This is a genomic window from Phenylobacterium sp., assembly GCF_016124325.1.
In the GTDB taxonomy this organism is placed as follows: domain Bacteria; phylum Pseudomonadota; class Alphaproteobacteria; order Caulobacterales; family Caulobacteraceae; genus Phenylobacterium.
This window is the reverse complement of record NZ_WGNY01000003.1, coordinates 89,617-113,352: the sequence shown is the minus strand read 5'-3', so window position 1 is coordinate 113,352 and position 23,736 is coordinate 89,617. Positions and strand designations below refer to the sequence as shown.

General features: G+C 71.7%; 19 protein-coding genes. 10 read left to right on the top strand and 9 right to left on the bottom strand.

Annotated features, from left to right (window positions below; genetic code table 11):
• The first annotated feature begins 20 nt into the window (after positions 1-20).
• Positions 21-2,234 carry a S9 family peptidase gene (locus GC203_RS01275; protein ID WP_293450520.1) on the top strand — a complete coding sequence of 738 codons (2,214 nt, stop codon included), beginning with the start codon at positions 21-23 and terminating at the stop codon, positions 2,232-2,234.
• A gap of 111 nt (positions 2,235-2,345) precedes the next feature.
• Here GC203_RS01275 and GC203_RS01270 read toward each other — a convergent pair whose 3' ends face one another.
• On the bottom strand, positions 2,346-4,376 hold the full coding sequence (locus tag GC203_RS01270; RefSeq protein ID WP_293450518.1) for an ATP-binding protein: 2,031 nt from the start codon (positions 4,374-4,376) through the stop codon (positions 2,346-2,348).
• 301 nt (positions 4,377-4,677) lie between these two features.
• Positions 4,678-5,427, bottom strand: a complete 750-nt coding sequence (locus tag GC203_RS01265) for a methyltransferase (RefSeq protein WP_293450516.1) — start codon at positions 5,425-5,427, stop codon at positions 4,678-4,680.
• Positions 5,428-5,541: 114 nt separating this feature from the next.
• Here GC203_RS01265 and GC203_RS01260 point away from each other — a divergent pair, with 114 nt between their 5' ends.
• Positions 5,542-6,366 (top strand): hypothetical protein, encoded by an 825-nt coding sequence (locus GC203_RS01260; protein WP_293450514.1) that lies wholly within the window; start codon positions 5,542-5,544, stop codon positions 6,364-6,366.
• Positions 6,367-6,381: 15 nt separating this feature from the next.
• Here GC203_RS01260 and GC203_RS01255 read toward each other — a convergent pair whose 3' ends face one another.
• Entirely contained in the window at positions 6,382-7,695 is a 1,314-nt protein-coding gene (locus tag GC203_RS01255) for a PEPxxWA-CTERM sorting domain-containing protein (protein ID WP_293450512.1), read from the bottom strand.
• 1,104 nt (positions 7,696-8,799) lie between these two features.
• Here GC203_RS01255 and GC203_RS01250 point away from each other — a divergent pair.
• A complete protein-coding gene (locus GC203_RS01250; RefSeq protein ID WP_293450510.1) occupies positions 8,800-9,099 on the top strand; it encodes a hypothetical protein in 300 nt (99 codons plus the stop codon).
• 89 nt (positions 9,100-9,188) lie between these two features.
• A complete protein-coding gene (locus GC203_RS01245; RefSeq protein ID WP_293450508.1) occupies positions 9,189-9,587 on the top strand; it encodes a YciI family protein in 399 nt (132 codons plus the stop codon).
• 4 nt (positions 9,588-9,591) lie between these two features.
• On the opposite strand, the gene GC203_RS01240 is transcribed toward GC203_RS01245, so the two are convergent.
• Both GC203_RS01240 and GC203_RS01235 read right to left on the bottom strand, forming a co-directional pair.
• Positions 9,592-10,692 carry a hypothetical protein gene (locus tag GC203_RS01240; protein WP_293450506.1) on the bottom strand — a complete coding sequence of 367 codons (1,101 nt, stop codon included), beginning with the start codon at positions 10,690-10,692 and terminating at the stop codon, positions 9,592-9,594.
• Between the two features lie 88 nt (positions 10,693-10,780).
• The gene (locus GC203_RS01235) at positions 10,781-11,260 is read right to left on the bottom strand and encodes a MarR family transcriptional regulator (RefSeq protein ID WP_293450504.1); all 480 of its coding nucleotides are present in this window, start codon (positions 11,258-11,260) and stop codon (positions 10,781-10,783) included.
• 117 nt (positions 11,261-11,377) lie between these two features.
• On the opposite strand from GC203_RS01235, the gene GC203_RS01230 reads away from it, so the two are divergent.
• Positions 11,378-11,815 carry an organic hydroperoxide resistance protein gene (locus GC203_RS01230; RefSeq protein WP_366501274.1) on the top strand — a complete coding sequence of 146 codons (438 nt, stop codon included), beginning with the start codon at positions 11,378-11,380 and terminating at the stop codon, positions 11,813-11,815.
• 467 nt (positions 11,816-12,282) lie between these two features.
• Positions 12,283-13,041 (top strand): PEPxxWA-CTERM sorting domain-containing protein, encoded by a 759-nt coding sequence (locus GC203_RS01225; protein WP_293450502.1) that lies wholly within the window; start codon positions 12,283-12,285, stop codon positions 13,039-13,041.
• 16 nt (positions 13,042-13,057) lie between these two features.
• Here the strand turns inward: GC203_RS01225 and GC203_RS01220 are convergent, their stop codons facing one another.
• Positions 13,058-13,972, bottom strand: a complete 915-nt coding sequence (locus tag GC203_RS01220) for a phytanoyl-CoA dioxygenase family protein (RefSeq protein ID WP_293450500.1) — start codon at positions 13,970-13,972, stop codon at positions 13,058-13,060.
• A 101-nt stretch (positions 13,973-14,073) separates the two neighbouring features.
• Complete coding sequence (locus GC203_RS01215; RefSeq protein ID WP_293450498.1) at positions 14,074-16,383, bottom strand: TonB-dependent receptor; 2,310 nt, start codon at positions 16,381-16,383, stop codon at positions 14,074-14,076.
• Between the two features lie 178 nt (positions 16,384-16,561).
• Here GC203_RS01215 and GC203_RS01210 point away from each other — a divergent pair, with 178 nt between their 5' ends.
• Positions 16,562-17,119 carry a lysozyme inhibitor LprI family protein gene (locus GC203_RS01210; RefSeq protein ID WP_293450496.1) on the top strand — a complete coding sequence of 186 codons (558 nt, stop codon included), beginning with the start codon at positions 16,562-16,564 and terminating at the stop codon, positions 17,117-17,119.
• Positions 17,120-17,241: 122 nt separating this feature from the next.
• On the opposite strand, the gene GC203_RS01205 is transcribed toward GC203_RS01210, so the two are convergent.
• Entirely contained in the window at positions 17,242-17,928 is a 687-nt protein-coding gene (locus tag GC203_RS01205; RefSeq protein ID WP_293450494.1) for a PEPxxWA-CTERM sorting domain-containing protein, read from the bottom strand.
• Between the two features lie 249 nt (positions 17,929-18,177).
• On the opposite strand from GC203_RS01205, the gene GC203_RS01200 reads away from it, so the two are divergent.
• The 3 genes from GC203_RS01200 (at position 18,178) to GC203_RS01190 (ending at position 22,357) form a co-directional block, all read left to right on the top strand.
• A complete protein-coding gene (locus GC203_RS01200; RefSeq protein ID WP_293450492.1) occupies positions 18,178-18,399 on the top strand; it encodes a helix-turn-helix transcriptional regulator in 222 nt (73 codons plus the stop codon).
• Between the two features lie 32 nt (positions 18,400-18,431).
• Positions 18,432-19,775 (top strand): hypothetical protein, encoded by a 1,344-nt coding sequence (locus GC203_RS01195; protein WP_293450490.1) that lies wholly within the window; start codon positions 18,432-18,434, stop codon positions 19,773-19,775.
• 137 nt (positions 19,776-19,912) lie between these two features.
• Complete coding sequence (locus tag GC203_RS01190; protein WP_293450488.1) at positions 19,913-22,357, top strand: TonB-dependent receptor; 2,445 nt, start codon at positions 19,913-19,915, stop codon at positions 22,355-22,357.
• Here GC203_RS01190 and GC203_RS01185 read toward each other — a convergent pair.
• The gene (locus tag GC203_RS01185) at positions 22,341-23,249 is read right to left on the bottom strand and encodes a hypothetical protein (protein WP_293450486.1); all 909 of its coding nucleotides are present in this window, start codon (positions 23,247-23,249) and stop codon (positions 22,341-22,343) included. The two genes, GC203_RS01190 and GC203_RS01185, sit on opposite strands and share 17 nt — an antisense overlap.
• Positions 23,250-23,736 lie beyond the last annotated feature (487 nt).

Below are 23,736 nucleotides of genomic sequence, written 5' to 3'. Positions count from 1 at the left end.
CGAAGCTGTTCAACCGCGCCATGAAACTCGCCGTCGCCGCGCTCGCGGCCCTCCTCGCCGCCGTCCCCGCCATGGCCGAACAGCTTCCCGTCGCCCGCATCTTCGAGAGCCCCGACATCTCCGGGCCGCGCGCCCGCGGCGTGGCGCTGTCGCCCGACGGCAAGGCGGTCACCTACATCAAGACCCGCGCCGACGACCTGACCATCTCCGATCTCTGGATCGCCGACGTGGCCGGCGGCGAGCCGCGGATGCTGCTGGACGGCAAGAAGCTCGCCCCCGACGACCACGAGCTTTCCGAGGCCGAGAAGGCGCGGCGCGAGCGGGCCGGCGTGGCCACCTCCGGCGTCGTCGACTATTCCTGGGACAGGCAGGGCAAGCTGATCCTGGCGCCCGTCGAGGGCGACCTCTGGCTCTACGACGTGGCCGCCGGCAAGGCCCGCCAGCTCACCCACACGCCGGAGGACGAGATCGACGCCAAGGTCTCGCCCAAGGGCGGCTTCGTCTCCTACGTCCGCGCCGACAATCTCTACGTCCTGCCCGTGGCCGGCGGCGCCGAGCGCGCGATCACCGAGGGCGGGAACGATCTGAAGAGCTGGGCCACCGCCGAGTTCATCGCCCAGGAAGAGATGGACCGCCACACCGGCTACTGGTGGAGCCCCGACGACAGGGCCGTCGCGCTCACCTTCGTCGACCAGACCGGCGTCGACGTGGTGCCGCGCCCCGAGGTGGGCGCCAACGGGGCCAAGGTCGTGCCCGAGCGCTATCCCCGGCCCGGCCGCCCGAACGCCCGCGTCGACCTCTACGTCCAGCCCCTGGACGGCGGCCCGCGCGTGAAGGTCGACCTCGGCGACAACCCCGACATCTACCTGGCCCGCGTCGACTGGTCGAAGGACGGCAAGGTGCTCTACGTCCAGCGCGAGGCGCGCGACCAGCGCCGGCTCGACCTGCTGGCGGTCGATCCCGCCACGGGCCAGGGCAAGGTGATCCTCACCGAGACCAGCCCGCACTGGGTCGACCTCACCGACGACTTCCGGCCCCTCGCCGACGGGACCTTCCTGTGGTCGTCCGAGCGCTCGGGCTACCGCCACATCTATCTCTACGCCGGCGACGGAAAGCTGGTCCGCCAGGTCACCCGCGGCGACTGGCCGGTGGACGCCGTCGAGGGCGTCGACGAGGCGGCCCATCGCGTCGTCTTCTCGGCCTACAGGGACAATCCGACCGAGCGGCGCATCTACGCGGTCTCCTACGCCAGGCCCGGCGAGCCCCAGCCGATCACCTCGGCGGGTGGCCACTGGACCGTCACCGTGGCCGACAAGGGCGGCGCCTTCGCCGGAACCTACGACGATCCGAAGACCCCGCCGCAGACCGCCCTCTACCGCGCCGACGGGACCCGCGTGCGCTGGATCGAGGAGAACGCGCTGCAGCCCGGCCATCCCTTCTGGCCCTATGTCGATCGCCTGCGCGAGCCGACGTTCGGGACGATCAAGGCCGCCGACGGCGAGACCCTGTGGTGGTCGATGCGTACGCCGCCCGGCTTCGATCCCGCGAAGAAATACCCCGTCATCGTGAAGGTCTACGGCGGCCCCGCCGCCAGCCTCGTCACCCGGACCTGGGCCAGCCCCGAGGACCAGATGCTGCTCAACGCGGGCTTCATCCTCTTCAGCCTCGACAACCGCGGCACGCCGCACCGCTCGGTCGCCTTCAAGACCGCGATCGACCGCCGCATGGGCCAGCTCGAGGTCGACGACCAGATCGCGGGCGCCAAGTATCTCGCCGGCCTGCCCTACGTCGACGCCGGCCGGATCGGCGTCACCGGCTGGTCGAACGGCGGCTACATGACCCTGCTGCTGCTGACCGCGCCCGACACCCCCTTCGCCGCCGGGGTCGCCGGGGCGCCCGTCACCGACTGGAAGCTCTACGACACCCACTACACCGAGCGCTTCATGGGCGCGCCGGCCGACAACGCCGAGGGCTACGCCAGGAGCGATGTCCTTCCGCGCCTGCCCCGGCTGCACGCCGGCTCGCTGCTGATCATGCACGGCATGGCCGACGACAACGTCACCTTCGACCACACCACGCGCGTGCTCTTCGCCCTCCAGGCGGCCGCCACGCCGTTCGAGATGATGACCTATCCGGGCCTGCGCCACCGCGGCGGCTGGACGCCCAACGACCGCAAGCACCGCTCGGTGACGGCGCTGGAGTTCTTCGAGCGGAAGCTGGGCGGCGCGCGCTAGAGCCTTCGCGGATCAAGTGGAATCACTTGATCCGGACAAGAAGGCTCGATCTTCAAGAGTGTAGAGCCCGTCCGGGCGGGTGAACCGGTTCCCACTTCACCCTGACGGGCTCTAGGCCGCGACGCCCTGCGGGCCCGCCCGCCCGGCCAGGGCGTCCTCGATCGCGCCCACCAGGGCGGTCAGGTCGATCGGCTTGGCGACGAAGCCGTTCATGCCGGCGGCCAGGTATTCCTCGACCTGGTGGCTCATGACGTTGGCCGACAGCGCCAGGATCGGCGTGGGCGCCAGCCCGCGCTCGGCCTCCAGGGCGCGGATGGCCCGGGTGGCGTCGACCCCGTTCATCGTCGGCATCTGGATGTCCATCAGCACCAGGTCGTAGGCGCCCTTCGCGAACGCCTCCACCGCCTCGGCGCCGTCGGCGGCCATGCGCAGCTCGACGCCCAGCGGCGTCAGCATGGCGCCGAGCAGGAGGCGGTTGGTCTGGTTGTCCTCCGCCGCCAGGATGCGCAGGGGCGGCAGCGTGGCCTCCTCCGGTGGCGGCGCGGCCTCGGCCCGGGCCTCGCCGACCCGGACCAGCGGCAGCTCGAAGGTGAAGGCCGAACCGCAGCCTTCGGCGCTGGTGGCGCTGACCGAACCGCCCATCAGCTCCACCAGCTCGCGGGTGATCGCCAGGCCCAGGCCCGTGCCGCCGAACTTGCGCGTGGCGGTCGGGTCCACCTGCGAGAATCTCTGGAAGAGTTGCGGCAGCCGCTCCCGGGCGATGCCGGCCCCGGTGTCCGAGACCGTGCAGGCGACGCCGGTCTCGGTCCGCCGCACGCCGACGCGGATCTCGCCGGCGGCGGTGAACTTCACCGCGTTGGAGGCGAGGTTGGCCAGCACCTGCTTGAACCGTCCGCCGTCGCCGCGCCACACGCCGCGCGCCTCGCGCGCGATCTCGCTGATGAAGCGCACCTCCTTCTGCGCGGCCAGCTCGGCGAAGCCCTGGGTCGCGGCCTCGACCGTCGTCTCCATGTCGAAGTCGCCGAGCTCGATCTCCATGCGGCCGGCCTCGATCTTGGACAGGTCGAGGAGGTCGTTCAGCAGGCCGAGCAGGGTCTGGCCGGACTTGCGGATCACCTCCAGCTTCTCGCGGTCCTCGGTGCTGAGGTCGCTGCGCGCCAGCACCTGGGCCATGCCCAGCACTCCGTTGAGCGGCGTGCGGATCTCGTGGCTCATGTTGGCCAGGAACCGCGACTTGGCGAGATTGGCGGCCTCGGCGCGGTCGCGCGCCTCCTCCAGCGCCTTGCGCGCCTCCTCGTGGCCGTGCTCGTGCAGGTCGAGGCGGCGGGTGAGGCGGACGATCTGCCAGGCGAGCGCGATGGCCACCGCCAGGGTGACGAGGCCGCCCAGCGCCATGGCGGGCGCAGCGTTCTTCACGACCTGCAGGCCCTGGTGCTTGGGCCGCCAGACGACCGCGCCGATCTGCTGGCCGTCGATGTCGCGCAGGGCCAGGCTCGCGGGTCCTGGCGCGGCGGAGCGCACGATCCGCACGTCGGCCACGCCTGCGCGGCCCAGGATGGCGGGGAGCTGTCGGTCCAGGCGTTCGGCCGAGACGACGAGCACCGCCTGGCCTGGCTGGCGCGGCGTCGTCGGGGACTCCGGCGTCACCGTCGAGGCGGCCACGAGATAGCAGGTTCCCCCCGAGACGATGAGGCCCGACGCCGTCTCGGCCAGCGAGGGATTGTCGACGCCCAGTTCGAGCGGCGGCGTCCCGCGCGCCGCCTCCAAGGCGCGGGCGCGACGGATCACCGAGGCGACCTCCGCAAGTCGCGGGCCCTGCCGGGCCGGGTCGGCCCGCCCCGCGCCCACCCAGGCGTAGAAGGGCCGGTCCTGGCCGTCGAGGGCGATCGTCCAGGCGTGGCCGCGATTGTTGGTGAAGTAGCTGCCGATCTCCTGATCGGCCCAGTCGACATCGCCGCCCGGCTTCAGCCGCTGGTAGGCCTGGTCCCAGACCGTGGCCGTGGTGAGGTCTGTGACGACGGTTCGCAGGCGTCGGTCGACGATCGACTCCACCAGGGTCCGGTCCTGGCGCGCGGCCAGGTCGTCGAGCGCGTGAATCCCCGTGACCAGCAGCGTCATGCCGCCGATGAGGACCAGGGCCACCAGCGCCGCCCCAAAGCCCAATAGCCGGCGAACGGCCGCCTGGCCCTCGGTGAGTCCCTTTGCTCGCGCGCCGTCCGCCATCGCATCACGATGAAACGCGGTACGGAAAATGGTCGGTAAACAACGCCCGACATGCCGCCCCTACGGACAACATGCCGCAGCGTCGAAGCCGGCGGCCGGCGCGCCCTGGAGCACGTCCCGGTTGGCTTCAATCAAGCCAACCGGGATCAACGTGCTCGCGTCTTCGAGTCTAGAGGCCCTCTCGTCCGCTCACGATGCCTCATCGTGAGTGGGAAGGCCTCTAGCCGGGCTTGCGGAACTTCAGCGCGAACTGGTCGCTCTTGCCGCGGATCGAAGCGTCGAAGACGCTGGCCGTGTGGGGGTCGTCGGGATTGCGCAGCAGCGGGCTCTCGCCCACCAGCTTGAAGCCGGCCGCCTCGACCTCCTGCTTGACCGCCGCCGGGTCGATCCGGTGCAGGGCGTCCGGCGCGTCGGCGGCGCCCGACTCGGCCGCGTGGTCGACGATCACATAGACCCCGCCCGGCTTCAGGGCCTTGTAGACCGCCGCGTTGACCTTCGCGGCCGTGTCCGCCGGGAACGGCTTGAGGTGGAAGTCGTGGTAGTTCTGGACCGTCATCACGAAGTCCATGCCCGCCGGCAGGTCCAGGCCGGCCAGCGACTGGTCGTCCGGCGTGACATTGTCGTAGGCCGCGCTCACCGCCTTCAGGCTCTCGCCGTACTTGGCCGAGAACTGGATGAACTCGCTCGGCTGGTACGACCAGACGTGGCCCTTCGGCCCCACCGCCACCGCCATGATGCGCGTGAAGTAGCCGCCGCCCATGACCAGGTCGACGGCCTTGTCGCCGGGCTTCAGCCCGGCCCATTCCAGCAGCTCGCCCGGCTTGCGCGCGGCGTCCCGCGCGGCCTCCTCGGCCGGCCGGCCCTTGTCGGCCAGGGCCGCGGCGATGTTGGGCGGAACCGCCGCCCAGGCCGTTGTGGCCACGGCCGCGGCGGCGGCGGCGGCGATCGAAATCCATGCCCTTTGGGCCATGTGCGTCTCCTCGAAAGTCCGAAGCCGCGGACCGTATCCGAGGCGCCGCGGCGGCCCTAGCGGCTTGCGAGCAACGGTCGTATTCTCGCGCCCGCGTGTCAGTCAGGAGCCGCCGTGATCAGAGCGATCATCGGGGGCGCGGTTGCTGTCGCGCTCCTTCCAGGGTCCGCCGCCGTGGCGCGCCCGCCCGCCCCCGCCTGGATCGTCACCCCCGCCGAGGCGGGCTGCCGCGCCGAGCTCGAGCTTCGCGGCCGGTCCGGAGGCGTCACGCCCCTGACGGTGCTGTCCGACGGCGAGCTGGTCAGTCTCAGGTTCTCCAAGGACGGTCTGCCGGCCCGCGCCTTCCTGCCGGTCCGCATCGACAAGGCGCGCTTCTCCAACCTCATGCTGCGCGGCGACGACGGCTCGGGCGAACTCGTGCTGTCCGAGGAGACCGAGGCGGCCCTGCGCCGGGGCGGAACGCTGGACATCGCCTGGCTGGCCGACGAGCCGCGGTCGGTGTCGCTGGCCGGCTCGGATCAGGGCCTGGCCGACCTGCGGGTCTGCGGGGCGCAGGCCGCCTCGCGGCATCGCGAGCGGCAGGCCGCCGAGGCGGCCCGGCGCGATCGCGCCGAGACCGAGGCGCGCGCCCGTGCGCTCAACGAGGCCCAGCTCGCCGCCGTACAGGCCCAGGCCGCCGCCGCGGAGGCTCAGCGCCAACAGGCCGACGCCCAGCGCCAGCAGGCGGAGGCCCAGCGCCGCCAGGCCGAGGCCGCGGCCGAGCGCGACCGCCGGGCCGTCGCCGAGGCGGACGCCCAGGCCTACGAGGCGGCCCGCCGCCAGGCCTATGAGGAATCCCGCCGCCAAGCCTACGAACGCCAGTTCGACGACGAGGAGCAGGACCGCTGGGCGCCGCAGCCACGGACGTGGCCGCCGGCGCGCTGGCGCGATCCCTACTAGAGCGCGTCTTGGGGCTTAGAGGCTGATGCGGGCGCTGATACGGCGCCGGCGCAGAACGTAGCCGGCGAAGCCGAAGCCCACGATCATCAGCGCCCAGGTCCCCGGCTCAGGCACGCTGCCGGTGGGCGTGGTCGAGTTCGAGCCGCCACCACCGCCGCCGCCGCCGCCGCCAGGCGTGACCTCGTTGGACGGGGGCGTCGTACCGCCGCCCGTACCGCCGCCACCCGTGCCGCCGCCGCCCGTCGCGCCGCCGCCGTTGCCGCCGGGCAGGGTCGGGAAGGTGGGCTTGTCGCCCGGAAGCGTCGGCTCGTCGGTCGGGGGCGTGGGATTCAGCGGATCGCCGCCGGTGGGGTCGCCGCCACCCGTGCCGCCGCCGCCCGAGCCGCCGGTTCCACCGCCGCCCGAACCACCGCCGCCGCCGCCGCCGAGGCCGCCAAGGAAGAAGTTGCCACCGTCGTCGCCGCCGAGGTCCGTGCCGGGATCAGGCGCGGGCGGGTCGAGGAAGGTCGTGCCCGGCGGGTTGGAGCCGCCATCGCCGCCGCCGTCGCCACCGGAGCCGTCGCCGGAACCATCGCCAGAGCCCGAGCCATCGCCAGAACCGCCGCCCGCGCCGCCGCCGACGCCGCTCACGCCTTGGAAGCCGCTGTCGCCGCCGATGTCGGTGAAATTGGAGTTGTCGGCCACCTGCGTGCCAGTGGACCCGGCCGAGCCGCCGCCCGCGCCGCCAGCGCCACCGCCGTCGCCGCCCGCGCCGCCGCCATCGCCCTGATCGCCGCCGCCGGTCTGGCCGCCGCCGTCCGAGGTCGAGCCGCCGGTCGCGCCGCCGCCCTGGTCGCCCGTGGCGCCGCCGCTGCGGAACAGGCTGATCCGGCCGCCGTCGAGGGGGCTGACGCCTTCCATGAAGGTGGGCGCGGCGATCGCGGTCGCCGACATCATCATCACCGCCGCGCCGCTATGGCGCAGCGCCCGGCGGTGCCAGGGCTCGCCCGGGCAGAACTCGGGCCGCAGGGCCCGGTGCCAGGGCATCAGCGGGCAGATCTCGCCGTTCGGACCCATCACCCGGCCCGGCCACAGCCAGGCCCAGAGCCAGCTCATCCGCCACCAGCGCGCCATGCGCTGGTCGGCGGCTTGCGGCCACAGCCGGCCGAACAGGCGCGACACGCCATGGCGGGCGCCGAAGCTCTCGATCTGGAGACGGTCAGGCCACAGCCAGCCCAGCAGGCTGGCCAGCCAGGCCACGCCGCGGCGCTCTTCCCGCGCCAGCGGAGCCGGCCAGAGCCACGCGAGCAGGCCCCCGCGCTGGCGGCTGTCGAAAGCGCCGGCGGTCATGCGCGCACCGCCCGCTCGCGGGTCGGCCGGGCCGAAGTGGACGTGGAAACCTTCAAACGATGAACTCGACGCGTCGAACCACGCAGCGCCCCCCCGGAGCCACCGCTTCCGGTCAAGGTGCCACATTTCCGTCGAGGAGTCGTTAAGACCTTGGCGACCGCGACGCTTTGCCCCGTCAGGGCGGCGCCGCTACGGCCCGTCTCGACCCCGCCCGTCTTGGCGAGATGATCTCTCCTCGCCAGCATGATCCTGCTCCTGGCGCCGTGGGTGCGCGCCGCTCGGGGGGACGCGGCGCCGGCTTCAGGCTGCACAATGGCCGGCGGCGTCGCAAAACCGCAACGCTGAACACCTGTTAGGAGAATCGCCGCCTCTCGGGGCGTAATCTTGCGCAAACTCGGGATTGCGAGGGCGCAACCTTGCCGCGCAGCCGCACGCAAGCGCTCCGGCCCGGCTGCGCCCGATGGCCGGAAATTCGCCTCAACCGTGCCAGCCCCGTTCTGCACGTTCGTCGCGTCCCGCATGGCTTGAACCTGTGTCCGACGTTTCGCCCGACTGTTCCAAGCTGAGCAGTTACGGGCCGTTGGAACGTCCGGATGCAGGGATCGTGCCGAATTTTTCGCCCAGGGCGGGAACGGTCGCCGCCAGCGAACGAGAGCAGCCAACAAAAAAGGGCCGCGAGGGCCCTTCGTCCTATCGGCGAGATGGGGTCGCTGGCGCTCAGACGCCGACCAGTCCCACCGCGGCGAACGTCGCCACCAGCCCGAACATCAGCGTCGTCAGGCACAGGGGGGCGATCCGGTCGATCATGCGCCTCAGCGCGGCGGCGGACATCGGTTTCGGCTCCTCGGCTTCGCGGCGGCCCGGGAATCGGGCCCGCCTCTCTCGACGCCAGGAGATAACAGCGCCCGCCCGGCGCGCCGATCAGCGATTTGGCATCGATCTTATGCATTTTCGCACATGGCCCCGCTCGCAACCTAAGCAGGCCCGCAAGATTCGCCTGTCGCGTGTGCCTTGTGGGGTTGGCGGTTCGGCGATCGGCGGTCATTATGCCCGAAGTGTCCCGCACGTCGGGACCATTCCGATAGCGGAAGGAGAGCGTCGGCGATGATCTCACTGCTGATCGCCATCGCCATGGCAGGAACCGACCCGCCCGCGGCCCAGACGCCCGGAACTGCCCCGCAACCCGCCGCCGCCGCCGAGGCGGAGGAAGGGCTGACGTTCGGCATCGTCGAGGGCAAGGACCAGCCGAAGACCAAGAAGGTCTGCTTCAACGACCCGGTCTCGGGCTCCCGCATCCCCACCAAGCGATGCATGGATCGCGACGAGTTCTACCGCCGCCAGGCCGAGGCGCGGCAGTACACCGATCAGATCCAGCGCGACGCCCGCGCCCCGCCCAGCAACTAGCCGGCCTCGAGCGATCCACGCGACTTGTCGGCATGGGCCGGTGTCGTACGTCCTAGGCGCGCACAGTCTGTGCGTGCGAAGGACTCCCGATGCTCTACGCCCTGCTCGCCTACCACGAAGAACAGATCATCCAGGACCTCTCCGAGGACGATGACGCGGGCCTGATGGAGGGCCTTCAGCGGGTCCACGGCGCCTGGACAGAAGCGCGCGTCCTGGGCCCTGCCGCCCGGCTCGGCGCCACCAGCCTGGCCGCCACGGTGCGCGCCGGGGGGCTCGTCGTCGACGGCCCCTTCGCCGAGACCAAGGAGGCGCTTCTCGGCTTCTACGTCATCGACTGCGAGACCTTCGAGGCGGCCGTCGCCCGCGCCGCGGAGCTCCAGGTCGCCAACCCCGGCGCCGTCTACGAAGTGCGCCCCATCGTGCTCTTCCGGCCCGGCGCGGCCTTCCCGGAGACCGACGCCGGCACGGCGCTGGTGCGGCCGGGCTGAGGCCTCACTGGCCGCCCGGCTTCGCCGCCCCGCCCGCGGCTTCCGCGGCGGCCTTCTTCTCCTCTTCCCGCGCCCCGGCCAGGATGCCGGGCAGGGCGTAGTTGCCCTCGTGGCAGGCGTATTCGTAGATCTGCCCGTAGGGCGCGAAGGTGTATTCCCCGCCCCACGGCTGGTCCCAGGTGTCCGGGTCCTCCACCTGGAACCGGTAGAGGATCCGCGTGGGCGACAGGCGGGTGAACCACTCGGTGACCTTCAGGTTCTTCCACGACCCCATGAAATCCTGCGCCTCGGGCAGGTTCGTGGTCTCCACCACCAGGGTGTCGCCGTCGTACCAGCCGATGGAATCGCCCATCCACGGCCGCACGCCGTCGGTCCGGTGCTTGCTGTTCAGCCGGATGATCCGCGCGTCGTGGATCAGCTCCACCTCGATCACCACCTGGTCCGGCGTCTGGATGATCTTGTAGCCGTTGTTGTAGTAGCCGTTGGTGATCATCGGCGGGCCGGCGTTGCGGCCGAAGCCCATGATGCAGCGCTCGCCCAGCGAAAGGGTCTCGTAGCTCGTGTAGTCCGGGCGGTACCGGCTGTAGTCCATCGGCGGCGCGGTCTTCTTGCGCGGCGGGAACTGGCCGTTCGGCGTGGTCAGGATCGAGGTCCGGTACTCGCCGTTGATCTCCAGGATATGGGTGCCCGGATCGATCCAGAAGACGTTGTAGCCGCCCACGTCGCCGCCGGCCGCGCCGAAGTCGGGCCGGAACTCCAGGAGCTTCTTGTAGGCCGGGTCCTTCTGGAAATCCTCGCCGTCCGAATTGGGGTCGGTCGGCTTGTTGGCGTTGGCCAGGGCCGTGGTCCAGGCCGTCTCCAGCTCCTGGGCCTCGTCCTTCGAGAGCGTGGTCTTGTCGCTCAGCCGCTTGTTGCGGGTCAGCGGCGTCATGGTGGCGTTGGTCCAGTTGCCCGACAGGTCGGGCTGGCCCCAGGCGTTGTGCGGCCGCTTCCAGCCCGGCGGCGGAACGGACGAGTCCGCCCCGGCCGGCGCGGCCTGGGCGGCGGGGCCCAGCGTGGCGGCGGCGATCGCGGCGCCGAGTAAGAGGATGAGAGCGCGGCGCATGTCTGCGGCCTCCTGTTTCCAACCCTGTCTTATTTTTCGGGGAGCATAGCACGCCGCGCGGCCGACGCACGGGTACGACCGGGACGCGTCAGCCCGCCGCCGCGGTCTCCGCGCGCTCGAGCGCCGTCTTCAGCCGGTCGATCTCGCCCTTGATGCGCGACAGGTCCTCCAGGCTCAGGTCCGCGCCCGCCAGCATTTCCGCCGGCACGGCGCAGGCCGGCGCCTCCAGGGCGCGGCCCGCCTGGGTCAGCCGCAGCCGCACCTGCCGCTCGTCGTTCGGGTCCCGCGCCCGCGCCACCAGCCCCTGGGCCTCCAGCCGTTTCAGCAGCGGCGTGAGCGTGCTCGATTCCAGCCCCAGCCGCGCGCCCAGCTCGCCCACCGTCACGTCGTCGACCTCCCACAGCGCCACCATCGCCAGGTACTGCGGATAGGTCAGGCCCAGCCGCTCCAGCAGCGGCCGGTACAGCCGGTTGAAGGTGTGGTTCGCCCGGTAGACGGAAAAGCACAGGAAGTCGTCCAGGCGCAGCGGGACGCCGGGCGTGGAGGGCGTGTCGGAGCGTTTCGGCATGGCCTCAATATAAATCGTGCACGATATGATCGCAAGCTATTGACACTCGCGCGCCCGCCGCCCAATTAAATCGTGCACGATTTAATCGCTCACACTCAACCGAACGGAGCCTCGACCATGAACGCCATCTCCCCCGTGAACGTCCTCTACAAGACCGCCGCCCGCGCCACCGGCGGCCGCGACGGCCGCAGCGAAACCCTCGACGGCTCCCTGGCGGTCAGCCTGGCCACGCCCAAGGAGCTGGGCGGCGGCGGCGGCCCGGGGAACAATCCCGAACAGCTCTTCGCGGCCGGCTACGCCGCCTGCTTCATCGGCGCCATGAAGTTCGTCGCCAGCCAGGGCGGCCCCAAGGTCCCGGCGGACACCACGGTCACCGCCCACGTCGGCATCGGTCCCCGCGCGGCCGGCGGCTTCGGCCTCGACATCGAGCTGGAGGTCTCGCTCCCCGGCCTCGCCCGCGCCGACGCCGAAGCCCTGGTGGCCAAGGCCCACGAGGTCTGCCCCTACTCCAACGCCACCCGCGGCGGCGTCGACGTCCGCCTGACGGTGGTCTGAGGCCTTCGCCCACCTCCTCTCCCCCCGCGCAGCGAGAGGGGAGAGGGTTGGGAGAGGGGCGGCGCAGGCCGAGCCGCACGCCCCCCAAAATCCGTCATCCCGGACGTAGGGCGCGTAGCGCCCGAAGATCCGGGACCCAGCAGCCTCGCGCTCGACGCGGAGCAGCTTCACGGTCTGAGCGGCTGGGTCCCGGGTCTCCGCCGCGCTCCGCCCGGGATGACGGGGGCGAGTCCGCATTGGGTCGAAGGCCGTCACGCCCTCCCCGCCCGCAAGCGAACGCTTCGGCCCGCTCCGCTTAGGCCACCGGCTCGACCGCCCTGCGTACGCCCGCCCACGCGGCGCATCGAAGCGATGCGTTTTCTGCATGAGCGCCCGCGGCGGTGTGCGCCTAGCGTCCCTCCGAGTGGTCAGCCGCCTCGGGCCGGAAGCCGGATCCGCGGGCGCGCAAGTGGGGACGGAGGCCCGCAGTGCAGTTCAAGTTGGAATTGAAGCGCCCGCTGGCGGCCTGCGCGGCGGCGATGGCGCTGGTCGCGGTTCCGGCCTCCTCGTCCGCCACCGTCTTCACGAACGTCTACGAGGGCTATGTCGCCTTCGGGCTCGATTCCGCCGGTCTCTTCGGCGGCGGGTCGTCCCTCGACGGGCGCGCGATCGAGATCCGGATGTCGTTCGACGACGCGATCAATCGGTTCACGATCCCCGGCCTGGGCGACAGCCTCACCACCTCGGCCGGGCTCTCGCCGTTCGTGGCCGCCTCGGTGACGATCGACGGGATCACCATCGATTTCAGCCCGTCCGCGCCGGCCCAGGCGTTTTCGCGCCTCTCCACGCTGGAGCACAGCCTGGAGCAGAAGGTCGAGATCGCCTCGAACCACATCGACGGCGCGCCGGTGTTCCAGCTCGACGCCTTCGTGAATTCCAACCTGCTGCCGGCCACGCTCGACACGCCGCTGGACCTGACGGCCGCCGACACCTTCGGACGCTTCGACGCGTCCTTCTTCATCGGCCACTACAGCGGGCTGTTCCAGACCGACTTCGGCGACGCGGTCGGCGGCGTCACGCTCACCCGCGCCTACACCTTGACCGACACGCCCGACACGCCGTCCGACGGGGGCGACCCCGTCTCGACCGTGCCCGAACCCGCCGCGTGGTCGCTGATGATCCTGGGCTTCGCCGCCGCCGGCGCGTCGCTGCGTCGTCGCCCGGCGTTCGGCGAGCGCCTTCGATAGCGCGCCTCCCGCGGCCTCACGCCACCGGCTTGGTGGTCTTGCGCGCCCGCTCGATCACCGTCGCCAGCAGCTCGGCGCCGCCCAGGCTGCCTTCGGCGTCGGCCCCGGCGCCGCCCAGCGCCCATTCCGGCGGCACGGTCTCGGGCCCCTCGCCGGGCGCCAGCGGCGGCGTGAAATAGCCCAGCGCGTAGTTGCTCATGGCATAGCCCACCAGCGCCGCCAGCTCGGGCTCCAGCTCGCGCGCCGCCTGCGGCGGGCACGACAGGTACATGTTCTCCTCCTGCCGCAGCCATCCCAGCGAGTAGGTGATGTTGAGGCCCCAGCGGTCCATGTCGCTGTCGTTGGCGCCGCCGGAGTGGAACACCGTGCCGGTGTAGACCAGCACCGAGCCCTTCCTCATCTCGGCGCGGGCGATCTCGGCCGGTTCGGCCTTGCGGTCGTCGTCCCAGGTCTGCGAGCCCGGGATCACCTGCGTCGCCCCGTTGGCCGCGGTGAAGTCGGTCAGCGCCCAGATGGTGTTGAGCTGCGGCTCGATGCCCGGCATCTGCCGCCCCCACGCCCAGCGGTCGCGGTGGATCGCCTGGGCCGCCTGGCCCGGCATGATCCGGATCAGTTGCGCCAGGTGCAGCTGGAAGCGGTGGCAGTTCGGCGTCAGCAGGGCCTCGCACAGGGCCAGGATCCGCTTGTCCATCACCAGCGGCCGGGTGCGCGGCGAGCGCGCCACCAGCGCCCCGGTCCGCGTCGTGCGCTCGCCCGTGAAGCTGTCGCGGCCCGTCGGCGTCGCCATCACCCAGGGGCGCAGCTCGTCGACCAGCGCGTCGACCTGCGCGGGGCTCAGCGCGTCATCCAGGATCAGCGCCCCGTCGCGGTCGAGAACCGCCATGATCTCGTCCGCGGGGGCGTCGGCGGGGAAGTGCGCAAGGCTCGGCATGGGCGGTCCTCCTGAGCCCTTCCCGTTCGTTCCATTTGAACGGGAAGGGCTCCGAAGGCACTGCGCCACGCCGGGCCCCGGCGCGCAACCCCGCTGTCGGCTCAGAACGACTTGCGGATCGTGGCGAACACCTGCCGGGGCGCGCCCGGCAGCAGGGTCTGGTTGTCGCCCGAATAGCCGAAGCCGTTCGAGCCCACCGTCGACACGAAGTTCTTGTCGAGCAGGTTCGTGGCGTTGACCTGGATCTCCAGGCCCTTGGTCCAGCCCTCGCCGTCGAAGCGGTAGCCCACCGTGGCGTCCACCACCGTGTACGACGGCACGCTCTGGTCGTTGGTGAAGGTGTAGAAGCGCTTGGCCGTGTAGTGCGCCGACAGATTGGCGAACCAGCCGTCGTGGCGGTAGTTCACCTGGGCGTTCAGCAGGTGCTTGGGCGTGTCCACCACGGTCTTGCCCGAGATCGCCTGGGCCACCGCGCCGGTCGAATCCAGCACGTCGTCGTCATACTGGGAGTCGTTGTAGGCGTACGAGCCGAACAGCGACCACTCGTCCGAGATGGTCCAGGTCGCCGCCGCCTCGAAGCCCTTCGAGGTCACCCCGCCGGCGTTGGCCAGGATCGTCGGATTGCCCACGATCCCCGCGCCCGCCGAGGTGCCGATCAGCCGGTCGTCGAACTTGACGTAATAGGCCGCGACCACGCCCTGCACCGGGCCCTGGCGGAAGCGCCAGCCCACCTCGCCGGTCTTCGAGGTCTCGGGCTTCAGCGTCCCGCGGATGGCGTTGAAGCCGGCCTGGGTCGTGGCGAAGGGCGAGATGCCCGTGTGCGCCGCGCCGAACGCCCGCATGTTCTCGGTGTAGGTGGCGAACAGCTCCTGGTCGCCGATGCGCCACGTCGCGCCCACCTGCGGCAGGAAGGTGTCCTTCGACTCGATCTTGCCTTCGATCACCGGCGCGCCGGTCACCGTGTGCGAGTCGTTGATCACCCGCACCGCCTTGAAGCCGAAGTTCACCTTCAGGGCGTCGTTGACCGTCCACTGGTCCTCGATCGAGCCCTGCAGCGTCTCGGTGCGGAACGTGTACGCCCACTGGGTCGCGAACGGGTTGCGCATGAACTTCAGGCTGTCGCGGTTGTTGGCCGCCCGGTCGAGGCCGTAGAACCGCCGCGCCTGGTCGAAGTCGTTGTTCTCGTACCAGCCGGCGAAGCGCAGTTGGTGCGCGCCCAGGTCCACCGTCGCCACGCCGAAAGCCCCGTCGCGGTCGATCGTGTACTCGGTCGTGCGCACCGAGAGCGGCGCGTTGTCGCTCGTGGCGCCCGCCGTATAGGCGTTGGGCGAGGGCACGTAGGGCGAGAACCACACCCCCTGGCCGTCGTTCTTGTGGTGGTAGGCCGTCGCCTTGATGCTCACCTGCTCCAGCACCGGGCCTTCCAGCGTCAGCGCGAAGAGGTCGTCGTCGCGCAGGCCGGCGGCGTTGAAATAGGCGTCGTCGACGGTCTGGAACGGCGCCGGATAGACCGTCCCGGCCGCGGGGTTGGTCGGCGGCGCGCCCGTGTCGCCGCGGTTGTGGGCGATGTCGGCGACCCGCACCGCCAGGGCGTAGTCGCCCGAGATGTTGTCCCAGTCGTAGCCCAGGCGCGCGATCATTCCCTTCGACATGTCCTGATAGTCGTTCTCGCGCCGGCGCGAGCCGTCGTAGAAGCCGGTCAGGGTGAAGTCGCCCAGCGGCTGGACGACCTTGAAGTCCCACTGGCGCTGCTTCTGCTCGCCCACGCCCTTCCACTTGTCGGCCTTCTGGTCGACGAAGCTGGCGTAGGCGCGGCCGCCGAACGGCAGGTCGCCGGTCTCGGCGCGCACGTAGATCCGGTGCGTGCTGTCGCTGCCGTAGGTGCCGGCCACGGTGGCGCCCGCCTCGTGCGACGGATCGCGCGAGAAGAACTTCAGCGTGCCGCCCAGGTTCGAGGTCGAGGCCGTCTCCAGCGAGCCCGAGCCCTGCGCCAGGTCCACCCGCTCCAGGTCTTCCGAGATGATGGCGCGGCTGATGTGCAGGCCGTTGAAGTTGCCATAGCTCATGTCGCCCAGCGGCACGCCGTCCAGGGTGAAGCCCAGCTGGTTCTGGTTGAACCCGCGGATCGAGATGCGGGTCGACCACTCGTAGGCGCCGAAGGCGTCGGCCGACTGGAAGTTCACGCCCGGCAGCTTCTCGACCATCTTGATCGGGCTCGAGCCCGGCGCGACGGATTGGATCTCCTGCTGGGTGATGGTCTGCACCTGGCGCGCCTCGCCGCGGCCGTAGACCACCAGTTCCTGCACCGACGCGGCGTCGGCGGTAGCGGCGGCCTCGGCCGCGTGGGCCGCGCCCGCCAGGGCGCTGGCGGCGGCCGCCAGGGCCGCGCTGGCGAACAGTCTCGATTTCATATGTCCTATCCCCGCCGCGGGAGGCCCCCGTGCTGGCGGCTCACGCGCGACGGCGTGGCGTAGCGCTTCGCCTTGACGGGCCCGCGACGCTTCGCCGACGGCCCCGCGACGCCCCGATGTCAGATGCGTGACGCTGGTCCCCGGCCGGTCCGCGCCCGTTCTCTGCTAGGCTGGCGCCATGCGTCTCCCGATCCTCGCCGGCGGCGTCGTGCTCGCCGCCGTCCCGCCCGCCGCCTTCGCCGCCGAGGTCCAGCAGACCACGCCCGCCGACTGGACCGAGACCACCGGCGAGGCCACGGCGGCGCGGCTGATCCAGGCCTGCGTGGCCCCGCCGTACGACACGCCTTCGAAGAAGATGGCTTGCTTCCGCGTCGCACTCGATGCCTGCCTGCGCGACAATGGGAGCAACCAGAGCCAGTACGACCTGAACGTCTGCGGCGACTATTCGGCTCAGGCCTGGCGCGCCCGCTACGACCGGGTCATGGCCCGTGCGGACGCCCTGATGGCCCGGTGGGCGCAGGCCCCCGCCGACAGCGGAAAAGCGTCGATCGCCGCGCGCTTCTCCGAACAGGAACAGCTCTGGCGCGACTGGTCCAAGGCGGATTGCGAGATGCGCGGGAAGCTCAGCGTGGGCGGCAGCATCCACGGCTTCTCCGTCACCCTGTGCGCGTCCCGGCACGTCGCCGCCCGCACCCTCGACCTCGAGAACCAGATCGACTGGTGGGAGTCGCGCTAGAGCGCGTCCCTGTCGGCTTGAATCAGGCCAATCGGGATCAAGGTGCTCGCGTCTTTGAGTTTGGAGGCCTTCTGGTCCACTCACGATGCCTCATCGTGGGTGGGAAGGCCTCTCGGGCGCCCCTAGGCCGCGAGGGCCGCCCGGCGGCGGCGCATCGTGGCGCCGGCCGCGCCGAAGCCCAGGACCAGCAGCGCCCAGGTCGCGGGCTCGGGCACGCCGCCCCCGCCCACAGCCCCGTCGGTGCCGAAGTTGTCGGCCCGGCCGCCTTGATAGAGGGCGAGGCCGGCCAAGCCGCCGGAGAACGCGGTCCCGTAGTCGTGCGAATAGCTCTGGGCCGCGCCGGCGTCCGGGACGATGTCGAGCGTGACGACCGAACCGGCCACGGTCACCGTGATGCGCCCGGTGGAGAACCCTTCCTTCAGGGTGAAGTAGTCCCCGTCGCCGTTGTTGCCGGTGTAGAACGCGTAGTTGAGGAACGCCCCGTCACGCCCCTGCACCTTCACGAAATAGTTGAACGCCGAACCCCAGCCGAGCACCCCGCCCACATAGCCAAATCCGTTGGCCGTCAGCGCGACGTCCATCGACACGCTGGTCGCGCCCTCGGTCCCGTTGTAGGTCGCCAGCGCCTGGATGCCGCCGCCGGCCTGGTTCCCGCTGATGAACGAGCTGTCGGCGACCTGCGTCCAGTTCGACCCCAGGTCGGCCGCGTCGGGCCGGTTGAAATCGTCGAATACGGCTGCGTACCCCGGCGCCGCGGCGAACGCGGTTGCGGCCGCGGCGGCCAGCGCCGCCACGAAGACCTTGCCCATTTGGAAACCCCCGATATCTCGTCCCGCGATACATTAGTTAACAAATCTCAGCCGTACACAAGACTCGCGCGAGAGGCGAGCGGCGCCACTCCCCCACGTCATGGGCGAGGCTGGCCACGCCAAGCGTGGCGGACGGGGCGCTCGCGGTATCGCCCACGCCCCCGTTGCGCCCGACGCCCGCCCCGGCTACCGAAGCCCGGCTGGCGGCGGCCCGCCCGCGACGAACCGACACCGCAAGGAGACCGACCCGTGATCGAGACCGCGGATCATCTCCGCCAGGCGCGCGAGGCCATGGGGTGGTCGCCGGCCGACCTGGCCCGCGCCCTGCGCTTCAACGAGAACCACGGCGCCAGCCGCATCCTGGAGATGGAAGCCGGCAAGCGCCCCCTCTCCGGCCCCGTCACCGTCGCCGTCGAAGCCCTCCTCCGCGGCTTCGTCCCCGACGGCTTCGACCCGCCACGGCGCACGTAAGGGATGAGGGCTCGTCTGTGGGCGGCGAGGCCATGAGTCTCCGGAGCTTCCTGGAGCGCCACGAGCGCGCGGCGTTCGTCCTCCTGCTGCTCGTGGGCCTCGTGGCGCGGGTGGTCTGGGTGAGCCAGCACGGGCGCCTGGGCCCGATGATCTGCGAGACCTATCAGGCCGCGGACTGCTTCGCCCGCACCGGCGGCATCTGCGACGGCTTCTTCCGCGGACAGGGCCCGACGTCGCTGGTCAATCCCGTCCTCCCCGCGATCGCCGGCACGGTCTATCGCGCCTTCGGCCTGGGGTCCCTGACGTCGGAGATGATCCTCACCGCCTTCTCCCTCGCCGTCCTGTGCTCCACGCTGCTGGCGCTCTACCTCGCATTCCGCCGCCTGGGCGCGCCCATCGAATGGCGCTTCGCGGCGCTCGCGGCGGCGCTGCTCCTGCCGATGAATTTCAAGTGGGAGACGGTGAGCATGCGTCTCTTCGAGGGCGGCGTGGCGGCGGCGCTCCTGGCCGCCAGCCTCCTCGTGGTCCTGCGGCTCGACGGCCGGAACGAACCCCTTGGCGCGCGCGACTATCTCCTGTCGGCGGTCCTGGTCGGCCTGCTCGCGCTGATCAATCCGCCCGCCGCCCTGGGCGCCTATGGCGCGCTGGGCGTGCTGACCCTGAAGCGCGTCCCGGTGCGCCGCTGGGCCGGCGTGACCCTGGTGATGGCCGTGGGCCTGGCGATCTTCATCGCCCCGTGGGGCCTGCGGAACGAGCGCCAGTTCGGCCGGCTCATCCTGGCGCGCGGCAACTTCCCGCTGGAGCACGCCCTCGGCTTCCATCCGGCGGCCGTCGCCCCGGACGATCCCGCCGCGGTCTTCCGCGCCCGCGCCCGCGCCATCCATCCCTACTCCGACAATCCCGCCGCGCCGGGGCGGCTCGAGGTCGAGCGCGTCGGCGAGATGGCCTACATGGACGAGCTCGCCGCGCAGACGTCCGCCTGGGAGCGGGCCCATCCGGCCGAGACGGTCCGCATCGCCGTGCGGCACCTCGTCGAATTCTGGCTGCCGCCCACGTGGTCGTACCGCATCTTCGGCAACGACGCGCCGCTGGTCTTGCCCCGTCAGGCGTTCGTCTGGGCCACCACCCTGGCCGCTTTCGCGGCCATCGCCTGGCGTATCCTCCAGGCGCCGACGGGGCCGGGACTCTATCTGGCCTGCGTGCTGATCATCCCGTCCCTTCCCTACGCCCTCGTCCAGCCGGTCCAGCGCTATCGCTATCTGATCGTCGTCCTGACCTTCTTCCTGGCGGCGGATTTCTGCGCCCGGGTCGCGGCTCACCTCGCCGCGCGACGCCGCTCGGCGCCGACAGGACCCCGGCCGCAGGCGCGCCGCTAGGGCTTGGACCGTGGCGGCGCGCCCGGCCTTGCCGGTTTCCGTGGGCGCGGTACTTTCCGGCTTGGCCGTGGCCCTCGGACGCAATCCTGCGGCGGGCCGACAACCCCGGGGCGCGTGGAGCCATTCGACGGTCGCGCTTGTCTCTGCAGACGGTGGTGGGCGGCGTCGCCCTCGCCTGCGTGGCCGGGCGCGCCGAAGCGGCCGATCCGCGCCTGCGCGTCCACATCCCGCAACGCTCCTACGCCGAGGCCCTGATCGACCTGGCCCTGCAGGCCAATGTCTCGATCCTCGGCACCGCCGCCTGCGGGCCGGGCGGGCAGGTCGAACTGTCGGGCCGGTTCACATTGAAGGAGGCGCTGGACCGCCTGCTCGCGGGCGCGCCCTGCGACTACCGCGTCGTTGACGCCGGCACGGTCCGCATCACCCGTCTGCGGCCCCGCTTGCGCGACGAACCCGAAGCGCCGGCCGAACAGCCGCCGCCGCTGGTCTCCGAGGTGGTGATCACCGCGACCAAGCGACCCGTGGCGCTCGAGCGCCTGCCGGCCGGCGCCAGCGTGCTGCCACGGGACCAGATCGAGGCGACCGGCGCGACCGACGTCAGCGGCGCCGTGGGACAGCTGGCCGGCATGCTGACCACCAACCTGGGGCCCGGCCGCAACAAGCTGCTCGTGCGCGGGGTCTCGGACGGCGCCTTCACGGGGCGGACCCGCTCGACCGTCTCGACCTACCTCGACGACGCCCCGATCAACTACAACGCGCCCGACCCCGACCTGCGCCTGGTCGACGTGGACCGGCTGGAGGCCCTGCGGGGGCCCCAGGGCGCGCTCTACGGCTCGGGCTCGATCGGCGGCGTTTACCGCATCGTCACGCGCAAGCCCGACCTGCAGCAGCCGGAGATGGGCGCGAGCGCGAGCCTCGCCACCACCCGCGGCGGCAGCACCAGCCGGGCGCTCGACGGCTATCTCAGCGTGCCGGTCATCAAGGACCACCTGGGCGTGCGGCTCGTGGCCTACGACGAGGTGCAGGGCGGCTACCTCGACGACGTGAACCTGCGCATCACCAACGTGGACCAGACCCGGCGCAGCGGCGGACGGCTGGCCGTCCGCGTGCGGTTCGACTCGCACTGGAGCCTGGACACGCTCGCCGCCAGCCAGCACCTGCGCTCCGACGACACCCAGTACGTCACGGCCGCCATGACCTCGTCGCCGAGGTCGCTGGCCATAGCCGCCGAGGCCGGCGCGTCCGGGGGAACCGGCGGCGCCCCCGACGACCGCCGCAACCGCGTGCAGGAGACGCACAACAACGACTTCTCCTACGCCGGCGCGACGCTCACCGGCGAGTTCTCCTGGGGCGCGGTGACCTCGTCGACCAGCTACGTGCATCACGTCTTCTCGAGCCAGTACGAGGGCACCGACGCCGGCCTGAACTTCCCCGCCATCGCGACCGACCTCGGCGTCTATTTCGAGAAGGCGCGGATCAACCTGCTGGTGGAGGACGTCGTGGTCCGTTCGGCCGGCGCCGGCCCGTTCCAATGGCTGCTCGGCGTTTACGGCGCGCGATCCCTGGAGAAGTCGCCCTCGACCCTCGACTTCCTCGCGCCGGGCTCGAGCGCCACGGCCTACGACGAGAACCGCAAGAACCGCCTGTTCGAATATGCGCTCTACGGCGAGGGCTCCTACCAGCTGGGCGACGGCTGGACCGTGACCGTGGGCGGCCGGGCCTTTGAAAGCCGCGTGCACACCACCGCCGACCTGACCATCAGCTCGCCGTTCGGGCCGCGGACGTTCGATGGCCGGCGCAACTCCAAGGGGTTCTCGCCGAAGATCACGCTGCAGCGCGAATTCGCCAACGGCGACCTGGTCTACGCCCTGGTCAGCGAGGGCTTCCGGCCCGGCGGCCTCAACACCTCCGGGTTCCAACCGATCCGCTCGACCCGCGTCGATTTCGCCCCCGATCGGCTGCGCAACTACGAGCTGGGCGCCAAGTTCAGGCGCCTCGACAATCGCCTCTCGGTGCGCGTCGCGGCCTATTACGACGACTGGTCCAACATCCAGAGCGATCGCTACCGCCCGTCGGGCCTCGCCTACACCGCCAACGTCGGCGACGCCCGGATCCTCGGGCTGGAGGGCGAGGTGGGTTACGACCTGCCGTTCGGGCTGTCGCTGCGGCTGAACGGCCTCCTCACCGACTCCAAGGTGCGCCACCCGAACCCCGACTTCGACCAGCCGGTCACGCCCGAACTGCCGGGCGCGCCCAAGACGTCCGGCGGCTTGCTCGTCGTCTATCGGCGCCCCATCGGCTCGGCCCTGACCCTGCGGCTGATCGGCGAGGGCAGCTATGTCGGCCGCTCGGTGCTGAGCTTCGATTCCACCGCCTCGCCGCCCATGGGCCACTACCTGCGGGCCCGCCTCTCGGCCGAGCTTTCGAACCAGACCTGGCGGCTTGCGGCCTATGTCTCGAACCCCCTCGACGACTCCAGCGACACCTTCGCCTACGGCAACCCGTTCAGCTTCGGCTCCGTGCGCCAGCTGACGCCCCAGCGGCCCCGCACGGTGGGCGTGCGGCTCAGCGCGGCGTTCTGAGCAGCGCCGCGTCCGCCGCCGCGTCCTCCGCCGCCCCCTCGGCCGCCCCCTGCGCCATCCAGTCCTCGGCGCCGGTCAGCGGCGGGCGGATCTCGCCGGTGGGGCCGATCCCGGCCGCATAGGGCTCGCCGGTCGCCGCCACCCACGCCTGCGCCTCGCGCGCATTGCGCGGCGGCGCGCACAGCACGGTCCCGTTCGGCCCGCGCTCGAAGCGCATGGCGAAGAACACCACCGGCCCCGCCGCCGCCGCGCCGACGTCGGCGTACTTCTTCGGCGCCAGCAGGGCCGCGCGCCAGCGGATCACGTCGAACCTCAGCCGCGACAGCGGCACGCTCTCGCGCGTCGCCTGGGCCGCCACGTCGCACGCCTCGTCGATCAGCACGTCGCCCTGCACGGCGCGGGCGGCGGCGTACATGGCCCGGAACCCGGGGTTCAGCCGCACCCATTTCAGCACCGTCCCGTACGCGGGCATCGCCGGGTCCGCGCCGATGGCGGTCAGGCTCTCGCCGGCCTCCAGCCGCGCGCAGACCGCCGCCCCCATCTCGGGCGTATAGGCGCTGGGCCGCCCGCCCCGCGCGGACCCACGCCGCACCGTCCCACACCGCATCGTCCCGCGCCGCGCCGCCCGCTCGGCCGCCGCCGCGTCGTCGTCCCGCACCCGCGCCGCCCGCGCCGTCGCCTGGGCCTGGGCCAACGCCACGGCGAAGTCCGGATGCGCCTTGGCCCAGTTCCTCACCGTCGTGCGGTGCGGCAGGCGCACGTCGGCGCAGATCGCCCGCAAGCCCTCGCCCGCCGCCACCCGCGCGCAGATCGCCGCCCCCACATCCTCCGAATAGACGCTCCGCCCCGGCGCCGCCGCACCGGGCCGCGCCGGAAACCCCGCGTCCGCCATGCCTGCCCTGCCCTAACCTGCCCATGTCCCGAAACCGCCCCCGCCGCCCGCGGGAACCCGACGCTCAGCCTACCCCAACCGACCCCGAAAATCAAGAACAAATCGGGAACATTCGCCTCCCCCGCCGCAGGCGGCGGGAGGGGGACCACGCGCCGCAGAGCGCGTGGTGGAGGGGGCAGGCCCCATCCGCGCCCCCTCAACTGTCATCCCGGTTTCGGCAAAGCCGAAAACCGGGACCCATGCGCGCCGGGGGCGGGGTGGTCACACAGGCCGACCGCCGCAATACGCCGGGAGCGGTCACTTGGCCCGCTGCGGCGGGAGTAGCCTGCGGCAGGCCGAAGAGCCCCTTCCTCTCCCGCGCGAGCGGGAGAGGGGGACCATCGGCCGAGGCCGCAGGCCGAAGAGCCGATGGTGGAGAGGGCAGGCCTCAGGCGCGGCGCTCGTCACAACCGGCCACCTCGGCGATGGCTTGGCCGCCGGTCTCCGC

Bases quoted from the DNA above. Each gene is read 5' to 3' on its own strand.
- GC203_RS01230 (WP_366501274.1), top strand. From the start codon at position 11,378: ATGAACGCCATCTCCCCCGTGAACGTCCTCTACAAGACCGCCGCCCGC.
- GC203_RS01250 (WP_293450510.1), top strand. From the start codon at position 8,800: ATGATCTCACTGCTGATCGCCATCGCCATGGCAGGAACCGACCCGCCC.
- GC203_RS01235 (WP_293450504.1), bottom strand. From the start codon at position 11,260: ATGCCGAAACGCTCCGACACGCCCTCCACGCCCGGCGTCCCGCTGCGC.
- GC203_RS01205 (WP_293450494.1), bottom strand. From the start codon at position 17,928: ATGGGCAAGGTCTTCGTGGCGGCGCTGGCCGCCGCGGCCGCAACCGCG.
- GC203_RS01210 (WP_293450496.1), top strand. From the start codon at position 16,562: ATGCGTCTCCCGATCCTCGCCGGCGGCGTCGTGCTCGCCGCCGTCCCG.
- GC203_RS01185 (WP_293450486.1), bottom strand. From the start codon at position 23,249: ATGGCGGACGCGGGGTTTCCGGCGCGGCCCGGTGCGGCGGCGCCGGGG.
- GC203_RS01215 (WP_293450498.1), bottom strand. From the start codon at position 16,383: ATGAAATCGAGACTGTTCGCCAGCGCGGCCCTGGCGGCCGCCGCCAGC.
- GC203_RS01275 (WP_293450520.1), top strand. From the start codon at position 21: ATGAAACTCGCCGTCGCCGCGCTCGCGGCCCTCCTCGCCGCCGTCCCC.
- GC203_RS01220 (WP_293450500.1), bottom strand. From the start codon at position 13,972: ATGCCGAGCCTTGCGCACTTCCCCGCCGACGCCCCCGCGGACGAGATC.
- GC203_RS01195 (WP_293450490.1), top strand. From the start codon at position 18,432: ATGAGTCTCCGGAGCTTCCTGGAGCGCCACGAGCGCGCGGCGTTCGTC.
- GC203_RS01255 (WP_293450512.1), bottom strand. From the start codon at position 7,695: ATGACCGCCGGCGCTTTCGACAGCCGCCAGCGCGGGGGCCTGCTCGCG.
- GC203_RS01245 (WP_293450508.1), top strand. From the start codon at position 9,189: ATGCTCTACGCCCTGCTCGCCTACCACGAAGAACAGATCATCCAGGAC.
- GC203_RS01240 (WP_293450506.1), bottom strand. From the start codon at position 10,692: ATGCGCCGCGCTCTCATCCTCTTACTCGGCGCCGCGATCGCCGCCGCC.
- GC203_RS01265 (WP_293450516.1), bottom strand. From the start codon at position 5,427: ATGGCCCAAAGGGCATGGATTTCGATCGCCGCCGCCGCCGCCGCGGCC.